13 protein-coding genes and 1 pseudogene are annotated in these 12,415 nt (G+C 70.9%); 6 read left to right on the forward strand and 8 right to left on the reverse strand.

Annotation, left to right across the window (positions count from 1 at the left end; translation table 11 throughout):
* Both ABZ749_RS03290 and ABZ749_RS03295 read left to right on the forward strand, forming a co-directional pair.
* Nucleotides 1-188 (forward strand): annotated as a pseudogene (locus tag ABZ749_RS03290) (NAD-dependent epimerase); the annotation flags it as partial.
* The gene (locus ABZ749_RS03295; protein WP_357222285.1) at nt 185-991 is read left to right on the forward strand and encodes a WecB/TagA/CpsF family glycosyltransferase; all 807 of its coding nucleotides are present in this window, start codon (nt 185-187) and stop codon (nt 989-991) included. The pseudogene ABZ749_RS03290 and the gene ABZ749_RS03295, both read left to right, overlap by 4 nt.
* A 67-nt stretch (nt 992-1,058) precedes the next feature.
* On the opposite strand, the gene ABZ749_RS03300 is transcribed toward ABZ749_RS03295, so the two are convergent.
* The gene (locus ABZ749_RS03300) at nt 1,059-2,615 is read right to left on the reverse strand and encodes a S8 family serine peptidase (protein ID WP_357222287.1); all 1,557 of its coding nucleotides are present in this window, start codon (nt 2,613-2,615) and stop codon (nt 1,059-1,061) included.
* 216 nt (nt 2,616-2,831) lie between these two features.
* Between ABZ749_RS03300 and ABZ749_RS03305 the strand changes: the two genes are divergently transcribed.
* Nucleotides 2,832-3,431, forward strand: coding sequence for a hypothetical protein (locus ABZ749_RS03305; protein ID WP_357222289.1), 600 nt, complete (start codon nt 2,832-2,834; stop codon nt 3,429-3,431).
* On the opposite strand, the gene ABZ749_RS03310 is transcribed toward ABZ749_RS03305, so the two are convergent.
* The 3 genes from ABZ749_RS03310 to ABZ749_RS03320 form a co-directional block, all read right to left on the reverse strand.
* Nucleotides 3,399-3,797 (reverse strand): hypothetical protein, encoded by a 399-nt coding sequence (locus tag ABZ749_RS03310; protein WP_238658498.1) that lies wholly within the window; start codon nt 3,795-3,797, stop codon nt 3,399-3,401. The genes ABZ749_RS03305 and ABZ749_RS03310 overlap by 33 nt on opposite strands.
* Before the next feature lie 213 nt (nt 3,798-4,010).
* The gene (locus ABZ749_RS03315; RefSeq protein WP_357222291.1) at nt 4,011-4,232 is read right to left on the reverse strand and encodes a DUF397 domain-containing protein; all 222 of its coding nucleotides are present in this window, start codon (nt 4,230-4,232) and stop codon (nt 4,011-4,013) included.
* Complete coding sequence (locus tag ABZ749_RS03320) at nt 4,202-5,083, reverse strand: helix-turn-helix transcriptional regulator (protein WP_091396372.1); 882 nt, start codon at nt 5,081-5,083, stop codon at nt 4,202-4,204. Before ABZ749_RS03320 ends, ABZ749_RS03315 begins: the two co-directional genes overlap by 31 nt.
* A 626-nt stretch (nt 5,084-5,709) precedes the next feature.
* Between ABZ749_RS03320 and ABZ749_RS03325 the strand changes: the two genes are divergently transcribed.
* Together ABZ749_RS03325 and ABZ749_RS03330 are read left to right on the forward strand one after the other, a co-directional pair.
* Entirely contained in the window at nt 5,710-5,994 is a 285-nt protein-coding gene (locus ABZ749_RS03325; protein WP_355004603.1) for a hypothetical protein, read from the forward strand.
* 103 nt (nt 5,995-6,097) lie between these two features.
* Nucleotides 6,098-6,553 (forward strand): hypothetical protein, encoded by a 456-nt coding sequence (locus ABZ749_RS03330; protein ID WP_357222293.1) that lies wholly within the window; start codon nt 6,098-6,100, stop codon nt 6,551-6,553.
* A 7-nt stretch (nt 6,554-6,560) separates the two neighbouring features.
* Here the strand turns inward: ABZ749_RS03330 and ABZ749_RS03335 are convergent, their stop codons facing one another.
* Together ABZ749_RS03335 and ABZ749_RS03340 are read right to left on the reverse strand one after the other, a co-directional pair.
* Nucleotides 6,561-7,430, reverse strand: a complete 870-nt coding sequence (locus ABZ749_RS03335; protein WP_357222295.1) for a PASTA domain-containing protein — start codon at nt 7,428-7,430, stop codon at nt 6,561-6,563.
* Nucleotides 7,431-7,589: 159 nt separating this feature from the next.
* Nucleotides 7,590-8,270: a PASTA domain-containing protein gene (locus tag ABZ749_RS03340; protein ID WP_357222297.1), complete on the reverse strand. Its 681-nt coding sequence runs from the start codon at nt 8,268-8,270 to the stop codon at nt 7,590-7,592.
* A gap of 123 nt (nt 8,271-8,393) precedes the next feature.
* Here ABZ749_RS03340 and ABZ749_RS03345 point away from each other — a divergent pair, with 123 nt between their 5' ends.
* Nucleotides 8,394-9,824: a hypothetical protein gene (locus ABZ749_RS03345; RefSeq protein WP_357222299.1), complete on the forward strand. Its 1,431-nt coding sequence runs from the start codon at nt 8,394-8,396 to the stop codon at nt 9,822-9,824.
* A gap of 131 nt (nt 9,825-9,955) precedes the next feature.
* Here the strand turns inward: ABZ749_RS03345 and ABZ749_RS03350 are convergent, their stop codons facing one another.
* Together ABZ749_RS03350 and ABZ749_RS03355 are read right to left on the reverse strand one after the other, a co-directional pair.
* Nucleotides 9,956-11,434 (reverse strand): glutamate--cysteine ligase, encoded by a 1,479-nt coding sequence (locus tag ABZ749_RS03350; RefSeq protein ID WP_357222301.1) that lies wholly within the window; start codon nt 11,432-11,434, stop codon nt 9,956-9,958.
* A 313-nt stretch (nt 11,435-11,747) separates the two neighbouring features.
* Nucleotides 11,748-12,329, reverse strand: a complete 582-nt coding sequence (locus ABZ749_RS03355) for a YceI family protein (protein ID WP_357222303.1) — start codon at nt 12,327-12,329, stop codon at nt 11,748-11,750.
* Nucleotides 12,330-12,415 lie beyond the last annotated feature (86 nt).

The following is a 12,415-nucleotide window of genomic DNA, read 5'->3' on the forward strand; positions in this document are numbered from 1 at the left end:
AGATCACCGGCCGCGAGGCGCAGATCAACTACGTCGAGCAGAACCGCACCGGTGATCACCAGTGGTACGTGAGCAGCATGGCCCGGTTCGAGGCGCAGTATCCGGACTGGAAGATCACCTACGACGTGCCGATGATCCTGCGGGAGATCTACGAGGCCAACGTGGACAAGTGGGTGGCCCAGCCATGAGCGCCCGGACGAAGCGCAACGTGCTCGGCGTCCTGGTCGACGCCACCGACTACGCCACGGCGACCGACGCGGTGGTGACCGCGGCACACGAACGGCGTCCCCTCGCGCTGACCGCGTTGGCAGTGCACGGTGTGATGACCGGGGTGCTCGACCCGGCGCACAACGCGCGGCTCAACTCCTTCGACGTGGTGACGCCGGACGGGCAGCCGGTGCGGTGGGCGCTCAACCTGCTGCACCACGCGGGGCTCAGCGACCGGGTGTACGGGCCGACCCTGACCCTGCACGTGCTGTCGCGCTTCGCCGACGAAGGGCTACCGGTCTACCTGTACGGCTCGACCGAGGAGACCCTCGCCCGGTTGATCCCGGCCCTGGAGCAGATGTTCCCGGCGCTGAAGATCGCCGGGGTGGAGCCGTCCAAGTTCCGTGCCGTCCAACCCGGTGAGGACGCCGAGATCGCCGACCGGATCCGGTCCAGTGGCGCCCGGTTGGTGCTGGTCGGGCTCGGCTGCCCGCGCCAGGAGGTCTTCACGTACGCCATGCGGCCGCTGCTCGACATGCCGCTGATGGCGGTCGGCGCGGCCTTCGACTACCACGCCGGGCTGCTGCGCCAGCCCCCGCCGTGGATGCAGCGCGCCGGCCTTGAGTGGTTCTGGCGCCTCGGTCTGGAGCCGAAGCGGCTCTGGCGCCGCTACGTCATCCTCAACCCGGCCTACCTGAGCAGGCTCGCCGCGCAGAAGATCGGCCTGTGGAAGGCCCGCCCGCCGGCCCCGGCCACCGAGCGGCCGGCCACCTTCTCGGTCTGAGCCCGATCCGTACGACGCGAGGCCCCACCCGGAACGCCGGGTGGGGCCTTGCGTCGTCGGAACCCGATCAGACGGTCAGGGTCCAGGTGTTGATGTAGCCGGTGTCGGCCGAGTAGGTGTCCCGCACCTGGAGTCGCCAGATGCCGTCGGCGGCCTCACCGGACACGTTCACCGTGTACGTGGCGTTCACGTTGTCGGCGCTGTCCGAGGTGCTGCTGTTCTTCAGCCGGTACGAGCTGCCGTCCGGGGCGAGCAGGTCGATGACCAGATCACCGCGGTAGGTGTGCACGATGTTCACCGCCACGGTGGAGGCCGAGGAGGCGTTGCGACCGCAGCCGGAGATGGTGATCGAGCTGGTCACCGCCGAGCCGGCGTCCGGGATCGACACGTCGGTGCCGTTGGTGCCGGTGCAGCCGGTGGGCGGCGGCGGGGTGCTGCCGGTGCCCACGTAGAGCAGCAGGTTCGGCGAGCCCGAGCCGGGGTTGCTCACCACGTTGGGCGTGGCGTTGGCCACCAGTTGGTTGCGGACCTGAGCCGGGGTCCAGGTCGGGTTGGCGCTGGCCACCAGGGCCGCAGCTCCGACCACGTGCGGGGTGGCCATCGAGGTGCCGCTGATCGTGTTGGTGGCGGTGTTGCTGGTGTACCAGGCCGAGGTGATCGACGAGCCCGGCGCGAAGATGTCCAGGCAGGTGCCGACGTTGGAGAACGACGACCGGGCGTCCGTGCTGGTCGTCGAGCCCACAGTGATGGCTTCCGTGGTGCGCGCCGGTGAGGTGTTGCAGGCGTTCGCGCCGCTGTCGTTGCCGGCCGCCAGGCCGTACGTGACACCCGAGGCGATCGAGTTGCGGACGGCGTTGTCCAGCGAGCTGTTCGCGCCGCCGCCGAGGCTCATGTTCGCCACCGCCGGCTTGATCGCGTTCGCGGTGACCCAGTCGACGCCGCCGATCACACCGGCGTTGGTGCCACTGCCGGAGCAGTTCAGCACCCGTACGCCGACGAGCTGGACGGCCTTGGCCACCCCGTACGCGGACCCGCCGACGGTGCCGGCCACGTGCGTGCCGTGCCCGTTGCAGTCGTCGGCCGACCCGCCGTCCACCGCGTCGTAGCCGGAGGTGGCCCGGCCGCCGAAGTCGTTGTGGGAGAACCGGATGCCGGTGTCGATGATGTAGGCGTGCACGTTGCTCGCCGTGTTCGGGTAGGTGTAGGAGCTGTCCAACGGCAGGTTGCGCTGGTCGATCCGGTCGAGGCCCCAGGAGGGCGGGTTGGCCTGCGTGCCGGAGATCGAGACGGTGTGGTTCTGCTCGACGTACGCCACAGCCGGGTCGGCCGCGATCCGCGCCGCCGCGCGTGCGTTCACCTTGGCCTCGAAGCCGCGCAGCGCCGCCCCGTAGGTGCGGGCCACGGTGCCGCCGTGGCGGCCGGAGAGCCGCTTCGCCGTGTCGCCGACCCGGTCCCGGGCCACAGCGCTGTCCTTGAGTACGACGATGTAGCTGTCCGGCACGGCGGTGGCTCCGCCGGCGGCCCGAACCACACCCACGGGTTCGGCGGCCAGGGCTGGGGTACCGACGGCCAGCACGGTCGCCGCGGCCACCCCGATCAGTACGGACCTTCGTGGAAGACCCATTTCCTACCTCCCTCTGACCGGCGGTGGAACGTGACCGCCGGTCCCAACATCAATCGACAGTTGCCGATCTAGCTGAGGGTAAGTCAGCCGTCGGGCAGTTGAACATGTCGAAACGGCCATACCTTCGAGTGATGACCCCCTACGGGCCCGGCGTCCGGGGCGAACGGGGGGCACGCCCGGATTCGCTCCGCCCGGATTCGGGAAAGACTCTCGAACATGGAGAGTCAGCTCAGCATCCTGCTCCCGGTCGCCGCCGTCTGGCTGGCCGCCGGCGTCGTTGCCGACGGCCTTCCCCGGCTGCGCAACACCCGCATGCTGCGTCGGCGTACCGGATGGTTGCTGGTGCTGGCCCTCACCGGCGTGGCGCTCACCGCCGCCGTGCTCGGCGGCGGACTGTTCAGCGCCGGCACCGCTCCGATCGACCGGGCCGCCGCCGGGCTCACACTGGCCGCCGGCCCGGCGCTCGTTGCGACGGTCTGCTCGGTACGACGGATCCGCCGGCTGTGGGCCGGCGCGGGCGCGTTCGCCAGTGCCCCCGCCACCCCCGCGCCGCACGGGCTGCGCGCCGCCGCCGCCCACCCCCTCGTGGGGCTGCCGCTACAGGTCACCGCCCTGGCCACGGTGCCGGCGTTGATCGCCGCCGCTGGCGCCGACCTCGGGGCCGACCCCGGCGTCACCGGGCCGGCGATCACCGTGGGCGCGCTTGCGGTGATCGCCATCGGGGTCCGGCACGCGCTACGCCACAACCGCCTCGCGGAGCGGGCCCAGCCCGCCGTCGCAGGGTCAACGCGGGCGGCTGGCGCTCTGCACGTATAGCAGTTCCAGGATCGACCTGGTCGCCTCGAACCAGCGGTCCAGCCAGTCCTGCGAGGGCACTGTGCCCTTCGGCGGCAACTCCATCAGCAGACCACGCAGCAACGGGTGGTCCGCCAAAGACTCGGGCGGCTCCATCGGCCAGCCCGCTGGCGGGAACGACGGCTCGATCAGCGGGTTCGGGTCCAGTGAGGGCAGCGACAGCGGAGGATCCGTCGTCTCGGAAGCACCCTCCCGCCCGCTCAACTCCTGGTCGGTCGAGACCACCTCGGTCAGAACCGTGTCCCGACGAGCGCCGCGATACTTGCCACCGAACCGCTCCGGCTTGGCCGGACCGGTGGTGAGGTTGTCTGAACCGATCGTCGTCATCCGTCTCGCCTACTCGCTCGGTTGCGGGTCGGTGCGGCGGGTCGTCGACCAGCGCCGTACCGACCGGTTCAACGAGACGGGGACGCTCTGGCGACGGGAATCCCGACGGAACCTGGCCGACTCCTGCCGCGACGCGGCAGTCAGCCGCGCCCACCGCGGACACGGCGGAGTCCCCGTCCGGCGAACCGGACGGGGACTCCACTGACCAGTCGGTCAGATCGCGCCGAACACACCACCCCGGGTGCCTGAAACGAAGGAGTGCCAGTCACCCGGTGCGAAGACCAGGGCGGGGCCCGCCTTGTCCTTCGAGTCCCGCACTCCGACCGCGCCCGTCACGTACGCCACCTCCACGCAGTTGTCACAGTTCGGCCCGCTCTTCGAGCTCTTGAACCATGCTGCCTGCGTCAGGTCCACGGGGAACCCTTTGGTCGCCATTTCCACAACGGCTCCTCTGCCAGTTTTGCGATGTGTGCGACGGACTCCTCCGGACGTATGGCCGCAGCGCGGATGTGATCGAAGATGAAGCTGTACTTCTGTAGTTCGTCGCTCTTCTCGAGGAAGAGCCCACCCGTGGCGTTCTCCGCGTACACAACATCCGGATCACCGGGCTCAGGGAAGCTGAGGATCGTGAACGTGCCGTCCATGCCGGCATGCGCACCCACCTCGAAGGGCAGGATCTGCAGCGTCACGTTCGGCAACTCGGCCACCTCGACCAACCGCTTGAGTTGACCGCGCATCACCTCGTCCCCGCCCACCGGCCGACTTACCACCGCCTCATCGAGCACCACCCACAGATCGACCGGATCGTCCTGGGTCAATAACGACTGACGGCCCAAACGGACACGCACTCTTTGATGCACCTGATCGGCGGTGAAGTCCGGCCGGGCGGCACGGATCATGGCCCCGGCGTACTCCTCGGTCTCCAGAAGACCCGGAACGACCTGCTGTTCGTACGCCCGGATCGAACTGGCCGCCGCCTCCAGCCCGACGTACGCGCCGACGAGCACGGTGCTGTAGGGGTGCCACCAGCCCTTCTGGCGGGCCTCCCGGGCGATCTGCACGAGCTCGTCGCTCTCGGCGCCGACGACGCCGTAGATCCGCAGCATGTCCCGCACGTCGCGTGGGGTGGCCGTGGTGTGCCCGGTCTCGATCCGGGAGACCTTGGACGCCGAGCATTCCAACTGTTCGGCGACCACCTCGATGGTGATTCCGGCGGACTCCCGCTGGCGACGCAGCTCGGCCCCGAGCCGCCGCCGTCTGATGGTGGGACTGCGCCGCTCACTCATCGCGCAACCCCGTGAGTCACTGGTCTCCGCCGCTGGCTGCTCGACCCCACTCGGGCTACCTCCGGTAACGCGCCACTGGGTGACACCCGCCGGGGGCGCGACCGTCGACCGGCGAGCGTTCGCGACGAAGGGGGTGGTGCCGGTCCTCGGCCGGCCGCGACGGGCGAAACCGATCCCCAGTCTGCCGCCCGGACGCGGATGGCTTCAATAGGCCTTTCGCGCGACACGCTCACGTATCGGCAAAAGTCGACGTGCAACTTGCATGAAGCACGTCCCTGATGCACTCTGTCCGTATGGCACGGATCACTCAGCGTCTCCGTTCGGTCCCTCGGAGTGGTGACCCCACCGCTTCGGGGAGGCCGGGCACGACGCGGGCCCGGCCGACGACAACGCGACCTGCTCCGGGGTAAGGACCCCGCCGCTGCAAGCCGGCAAGCTGCGGCGGCGGGCGCGTTCCCGGAAGCAACCGGGTGGTGGTCGGGTGACGGCACGTCACCAGCGGGGTACGGCCCGACCACCGCCATCCGCACCACCGGTTCACGAGGCACGACCCCGTCACCGGCCGAGACGTCCCCCGTTCAGGCACCGCCGGCGCAATCGCCGGCCGATCCTCCCCAGGAGCCCATGTGCTTCCCCGCACCGGTGACGTACTGCATGTGACACGCGCGGCGAGTGTCCAGTTCCTCAGGCCGATCAAGTTCCGGGTGATCCGGGTCCTCGACTGGCCGACCTATGACGGCTGGCTGTGGCTCGACGGCTACGAGTTGAACACCGCGGGCGACGCTGTCACCCGACGGTCGATCTTCGTTCAGCGGGAAGGGTTGCAGCAACTGCAGGCCGCCCCCGAACCCCGTCCGCACACCGTGCGGGCCCGCCGCCCGGTCGCGCGTACCCCGCTCCGGGTGGGCTGACCGACCCGAACCGCCGCCGGTGGGCGTGCCATCGCCATAGAATCGGTACGCCCACCCCGGCACGTTCCACCCGCTCGTCCAGGACCCTGACCCTGGGATGGTCATGGTCAATCAGCCCGCCCTGCGGCGGCACCACCGCTCTCTCATCGCCTATGCCTTCGGACTCCTCGCCCTCCTCGGGGCGATGGCGACACTCCTGGTCCTCGCCCGCGACCCGGCGATGTCGTCCACCCGGCTGACCGCACCGGTGCCCGCGCCGGAGATCACCGTGCTCGACTCCGACCCGCCGACGGGCGACGGTCAGTCGGTCTACGAGAAACCCGGCTGGACCGACACCGACACCCCGGCCGACCAGGCTGGTGGTACCGACCGGACCGGGCCGGTGTCCGGGCTGGGTGCCGGCGGCCAGTCCGACGGCCGTCAGGAACTCACCGAGGCCGCTCCGGCTGGGCACAGCGCCACGGACATCCGCCATTCCCTCTTCTGGTCCGGCATCTTCGGCCTCGCCATCTCGCTGGCCGGCATCGGCCTCGTCGGCACCCGCCGCCGGATGTGGTGACCAACGGTCACGACGTGCTCGTCACAGTGGGGCTCGGTGTGGTCGGGCTCGCCCCGGTCGAGGGCTGGGCCTGGGAGATGATCAACAACACCTCGTCGTCGGTGGACACCGACGTGCCGGCGTCCGGCTCGGTGCCCACCACGGTCCCGGGTGGCAACTCCGACGGGCGGTACACCACCCGGTAGGTCAGGCCGAGCCGAGCCAACAGCCCTTCGGCGGTGGCCTGCGGCAGGCCGGCGAGCGGTGGCACCGGCAGTTCGTCCGGCGCTTCCGTCGTCGGCGAGCTGCTCGGCGACTCACTGGTGGGCGCCGCCGACGTGGGGGCTGCGCTGGTCGGCAGGGCGCTGGGGGCACTGGTCGGCGGAGGCGACGGGGTGGGCCCTCGATCCTCCCGGTCGTCGTCCTGCTGGGCGAGCACCACCCAGAGCGCGCCCCCGAGCAGGCCGGCGAGCAGCAGCGCCAGTACGCCCCAGAGGATCGGCGACCACCACCGCCGGCCACCCTGCTCCTCGACGTACCACTCACCGCCGGCGTCATCCGGTCGGGGCGAGCGCACCTCGGCCCGACCGGACCAGGCCGGCGGTATCGGCGCCGTCCGGTCGGCCGGCGGGCCCGGCCGGGTGCCGGCGGACCGGTCGATCGGCATCGTCTCGTCGGCCGGCGGGCCCGGCCGGGTGCCGGCAGACCGGTCGATCGGCATTGTCTGGTCGGGCGAAAGATCGGGATGAGCCGGGACGGTCCGGTCGATCGGTGCCGTCTCGTCCGGTCCGTCGGCGGCGGGCCCGGTCGGGGCCGGCCGATCAGCGGCGGAGGGCAGAGGTCGGGTCCGGTCGTCGTCGTGCTCGTCGGCGGGAGGCTCCTGGCGGTCGTCGCTCATCGCACGTCCTTTCCCGAACCCGGACGGGCGTCATGGCCCTCGACCGCCAACCTAGTCGCCCACACCACCATCGGTGGGGATCAGCGTGCCGAGCCGCGCCGGCTGTCGGCGAGACAGGACGCGGTACGGGCCGCGAGGCGCGAACCCGCCGGCCTGGAATCAGGGAGTGGGTTTCGCTGTCGGCTGGCCGTCGGAGCCACACCAGATGCTGACCTGGTCGTTCCACCGGGCCGGGCCGTCCTCGGCGGGCTCCTGCCGGCTGACCTTTCCAGTACGTCCGCTGAGGTAGCGCGGGTAGAGGCCCTCGTCGACCAACTCGTCGGCGGCGTCGGCGCAACTCTCGCCGACCACGTCCGGCACCTCGGCGGCCGGCGCCGGCCCGGCAACCTGTAGTTGCACCGTCGTCCCCCGGGCGACCTCGGTGCCAACGTCCGGTGTGGTGCTCTCGACCGTACGGCCGACGCCGCCACCGAAGACCAGCCGCCAACCGAGCCGCTGCTTGCGCAGCGCATCCCGGGCCTGCTCGAAGTCGGTGCCGATCACCGGCGGCACGGTCAGGCCGGCTGCCTTGGTCGGGGCGGCGGAGGTCTGGACCGCCGACGGTGTCGGTCGGCCGCTGCTCGGCCGGGGTGCGGTGGGCCGGGTGGTCGACGCGCCAGCCGTGGTCGCAACGGCCAGCGGGTCACCAGAGGATGCGTCGTCCTCACCGGCCAGCAGCCAGCCGCCGGTCGCACCCACGGCGGCGAGCAGCACCGCTGCCAACCCACCGCCGAGCACAACGCTGGCCCGGCCCGCGCCGCCACCGGCGGCATTCTGCTGGCCCGTGTTCGTGTCCGTCATAACGCCCACCGCCTCATCACCGGCGACCGTACCGCCCGCCGCCCAACCCGCCCGCACCGGCGGTCCACACCGGCGGGTCTCTGCGACTCGCCGCGCCGACGACGGGACGTTACGCTGCCCGGCATGGCCAGACAGGGCTGGGGAGTGTCGATCGCGACGGCGATCGGGGTCGCTGCCGGCGCGGGTGCCGCACAACTGGGCTTCGGCTACGGGCTCGGCGTCATCACCTGGACGCCCACCGATGCCGGTGCGACCGACACAGCCTGGGCGGACGGCCTCGCCTGGGCCACCTGGCTCGCCGCCAGTTCGACGGTCCTCGGCGCGGTCTGCGCGCAGCGGCTGCACCAACGCAACGCCCCGGCGAAGACAGTGATCTCTACGGAAACCTCGCCAGACGGTGCTGCCCCTCAGGAGGGCCCGCGGCTCGACGAGCGGCGGCCGGAGCACGACAGCCCGGTCGACGGGCCTTCACCGGTCGTCGACACCGCCCGCGCGGAGGGGGCAGGCACGCCACCAGCGGCGGCCGACCCACCGGTCAACGACCGGGGCGGCCTGCTGCGCCGGGTGGCAGTGGCGCTTGGCGCCGGGCTGGGCGGGCTGGTCACCGTCCTGTTGATCGCGGTACCCGCGCGGGTCGCGACCGGCGCGGACACCGGCGCCCCGCAACGCACGGCCGCCGTACAGGCGACGCTGGGCATCCTGATCGGCGTCCTCATCGCGATCTGGGCGCTTCGCTCCCGAGCCGCCGCGGTCAACGTGACAGCGACGGCCGCCTGGCTCTGGTTGCTCGCGGTGATCTCCGTCATCGACGGGGTACGCGTCGGACGGGGGCTGACCGGCGCGCAGCTCGGTACCTGGCAGTTCGACCCGGACCACGCCCGTTACTGGATCGGGGGCCAGCTCTACTGGCCCGGTGCGCTGCTGGCACTGGTGCCCGCGCTGCTGATCGGCGTACTGGCCGCTCGGCGGTCCGCCCGCTCGGGCGGACACCGCGTGGGTGCGGCGGCCTCCGGCGCGGCGGGCCCGGTGCTCGTCGCGCTCGCCTACCTGACAACTCTGCCGCACTGGTCGACGCTGGGCCCCGCGCAGCTGTCCACCCAACTGATCGCCCCGTACGCGGTGATCGCCGGTATCGGCGGCTCGGTGCTGGCCGCCCGCCTCGGCGAGCGAAGCGACCGGAACCGCCCGGCCGAACAGAGCCGCCCGGCCCGGCGGAGTGCTGCGCCTCGGGGCACGGTGACCGACCCGGCCCCGGTGACCGGGACCGAGCCCGCGCCGCCGGTCTCCGGCGCGACGGCCGAACCCACTGCGTCAACTGCCGGAGCCTCGGCCTCGACGGCTGGAACCACGGGACGGCGCAGGAAAGTCAGCGTGCCGTCGCAGATGCCCAGGACGGGCTCGCAGCCGGGCGAAGCCACCGCCGCAGCGCAGGTGCCCGCTCCGCGTACGGACCCCGACCGCTCGGATCCGACCCCTCCTACCGGATCCACGACGGAGGACACGGCCCCGAGCAGCCGCCGCACCCGTGCAGCCCGCCGCCCCACCACCGACTAACCCCGCCCGGCCGCCCTCACCCTGTTGATCATGAAGTTATTGCCACCTGGCTCGGCGTGTCATGGCAACAACTTCATGATCAACGCGCTTGGTGGGGATGGGGGCGGTGGGTGGGGGGGTGCCGGGGGGGGTTAGGTGGTTGGCCAGGTGTGGACGGGTTCGTTGGTGCGCTGGAGTTCGGCGTAGCGCTGGACCATGTGGTGCAGCGCGGCAGGCCGGTCCATGCCGTGGCGTCGCTCCGCCGCCCAGACCGCCTCGGTCTGCCAGACGGCGCCGTTGCGGCCGGTACGGCAGCGCTGCTCGATGATGTCGAGCAACCGGTCCCGCTGCGCCGGGGCGACGCCGAACCCGTCCAGGCCGGTGGCGGCGGTGGGCAGTAGTTGGTCCAGGACCAGTTTGGTGACCGGCACGTCGCCGAGCCCGGGCCAGTGCAGCACGGCGTCGAGACCACGTCGGGCGGCGGCGTGGAAGTTCTCCTCGGCGGAGCTGAAGGTGAGTTGGCTCCAGATCGGGCGGTCGGCCTCGGCCAGGCCGCGTACCAGCCCGAAGTAGAAGGCAGCGTTGGCCAGCATGTCCACCACAGTCGGGCCGGCCGGCAGCACCCGGTTCTCCACCCGCAGATGGGGTCGGCCGTTCATGATGTCGTAGACGGGACGGTTCCACCGGTAGACCGTGCCGTTGTGCAACCGCAACTCCCCGAGCTGTGGCACACCGCCGGCGTGCAGGACCTCCACCGGGTCCTCGTCCTCGCAGATCGGCAGCAGCGGCGGGAAGTACCGGACGTTCTCCTCGAACAGGTCGAAGATCGAGGTGATCCACCGTTCGCCGAACCACACCCGTGGCCGTACGCCCTGGGCCTTCAGCTCGTCCGGACGGGTGTCGGTGGCCTGCTGGAACAGGGCGATCCGCGTTTCGGCCCACAATTGGCGGCCGTACAGGAAGGGGCTGTTCGCCCCGACCGCCACCTGCACACCCGCGACGGCCTGGGACGCGTTCCAGTAGTCGGCGAAGCTGTCCGGGGCGACCTGGAGGTGGAACTGGAGGCTCGTGCAGGCGGCCTCGGGGGCGATCGAGTCGGTGTGCGTGCGCAACTGCTCGACGCCGCGGATGTCCAGCTCGATGTCCTCGCCCCGGGCGCCGACGATCTGGTCGTTGAGCACCCGGTAACGCTCGTTGGTGGAGAGGTTGTCCTCGACCAGGTGCCCCTCGGTGAGGGTGGGCAGGATGCCGACCAGGACGATCTTCGCGTCGGATCTGGCGGCACGCTCGTCGGCCCGGGAGAGGCTGCCGCGCAGGTCGTGCTCGTAGTCGGCGAAGCCGTTGCCCTCGATGAGTCGGGGCTCGGCGTTCAGTTCCAGGTTGAACTGCCCCAATTCGGTCTGGAAGAGGGGGTCCGCGATGTCGGCGAGGATCTCCTCGTTGCGCATCGCCGGCTCGGCGGCCGAGTCGACCAGGTTGAGCTCGATCTCCAGACCGGTCATCGGCCGGTCGGCGTCGAAGCCGAAGTCGTCCAGCATCAGGGCGAAGACGTCCAGGCACCGCCGCACCTTCTGCCGATATCGGACGCGATCATCCCGGGTGAAGGCGCCCTCTGAGACGTCCCTGCCCATGTGTCCTCCCGACGGCCGGCGCGGTCGGGATCATCCCGTCCCGGAAGCGCTTTGTGAAGCATCCACGGTAAGAGCGCCCACCTGACCGGGGCCAGAGGCCGACGGCGGTGATCCGACGTCGACCGGGGTGGACGCGCTCGTGGCGCCATCTGTACCCCGTCGTCGACCGACTGGACCCGAAAGCGGTGAGAACAACCCGTGACAATTACCACCGCCAGTGGGAACGACGCAGGGCCCGCGCCGACGTGCGGCGCGGGCCCTGCGTACCGGATCGCCGGGAGGATTCCCCTGGCCCTCCGGCGATCCCCGGGGATCAGGCCTGGCGTACGGCCTCGCCCTCGATCTCAATCTTGATCTTGCGGCTGACCAGCACGCCCCCGGTCTCCAGGGCGACGTTCCAGGTCAGGCCGAACTCCTCGCGGTCGATCTCGGTGCTCGCGGAGAAGCCGAAGATGTCCTGGCCGAACGGGCTGCGGCCGACACCCTCGAACTCCACCTCCAGCTCGACCGGACGGGTGACGTCCTTGATGGTCAGCTCACCGGTGAGCACGAACTCGCTGCCGCTACGGGACTTGACCCCGGTGCTGCGGAACTCGAGCGTCGGGAACTTCTCGGCGTCCAGGAACTCGGGGCTGCGCAGGTGCGCGTCCCGGTCGGCCTGGGTGGTGTCGACGCTGGCGGCCTGAATGGTGGCGACGACCGACGACTGCAGCGGGTCCTCGGCGACGGTGATGGTGGCGGTCGCGTCGTTGAACTCACCGCGAACCTTGCTCACCATCATGTGCCGGGCAACGAAGCCGACCCGCTTGTGCGCCACGTCGAGCGCGTAGGTGCCGGCCGCCGGGATGGTGAGGCCGTCCCAGTCGCGGGTAACCGTCTCGATGCTGCTGGTCATGCTGCTGTCCTCCAGGGGATTGTTTAATAGCCCAACGACTGCCTGAGCAACTATAACCGCAACAATATTCCCCGTGTCAAGCACTG

This window comes from Micromonospora sp. NPDC047753 (assembly GCF_040642735.1).
GTDB lineage: Bacteria > Actinomycetota > Actinomycetes > Mycobacteriales > Micromonosporaceae > Micromonospora.

What these genes read in the sequence shown, in the direction of transcription:
- ABZ749_RS03305 (WP_357222289.1), top strand. Translation starts at nt 2,832, where the DNA reads ATGGAGAGTCAGCTCAGCATCCTGCTCCCGGTCGCCGCCGTCTGGCTG.
- ABZ749_RS03350 (WP_357222301.1), bottom strand. Translation starts at nt 11,434, where the DNA reads ATGGGCAGGGACGTCTCAGAGGGCGCCTTCACCCGGGATGATCGCGTC.
- ABZ749_RS03310 (WP_238658498.1), bottom strand. Translation starts at nt 3,797, where the DNA reads ATGACGACGATCGGTTCAGACAACCTCACCACCGGTCCGGCCAAGCCG.
- ABZ749_RS03340 (WP_357222297.1), bottom strand. Translation starts at nt 8,270, where the DNA reads ATGACGGACACGAACACGGGCCAGCAGAATGCCGCCGGTGGCGGCGCG.
- ABZ749_RS03335 (WP_357222295.1), bottom strand. Translation starts at nt 7,430, where the DNA reads ATGAGCGACGACCGCCAGGAGCCTCCCGCCGACGAGCACGACGACGAC.
- ABZ749_RS03345 (WP_357222299.1), top strand. Translation starts at nt 8,394, where the DNA reads ATGGCCAGACAGGGCTGGGGAGTGTCGATCGCGACGGCGATCGGGGTC.
- ABZ749_RS03330 (WP_357222293.1), top strand. Translation starts at nt 6,098, where the DNA reads ATGGTCAATCAGCCCGCCCTGCGGCGGCACCACCGCTCTCTCATCGCC.
- ABZ749_RS03315 (WP_357222291.1), bottom strand. Translation starts at nt 4,232, where the DNA reads ATGGCGACCAAAGGGTTCCCCGTGGACCTGACGCAGGCAGCATGGTTC.
- ABZ749_RS03300 (WP_357222287.1), bottom strand. Translation starts at nt 2,615, where the DNA reads ATGGGTCTTCCACGAAGGTCCGTACTGATCGGGGTGGCCGCGGCGACC.
- ABZ749_RS03355 (WP_357222303.1), bottom strand. Translation starts at nt 12,329, where the DNA reads ATGACCAGCAGCATCGAGACGGTTACCCGCGACTGGGACGGCCTCACC.
- ABZ749_RS03320 (WP_091396372.1), bottom strand. Translation starts at nt 5,083, where the DNA reads ATGAGTGAGCGGCGCAGTCCCACCATCAGACGGCGGCGGCTCGGGGCC.
- ABZ749_RS03295 (WP_357222285.1), top strand. Translation starts at nt 185, where the DNA reads ATGAGCGCCCGGACGAAGCGCAACGTGCTCGGCGTCCTGGTCGACGCC.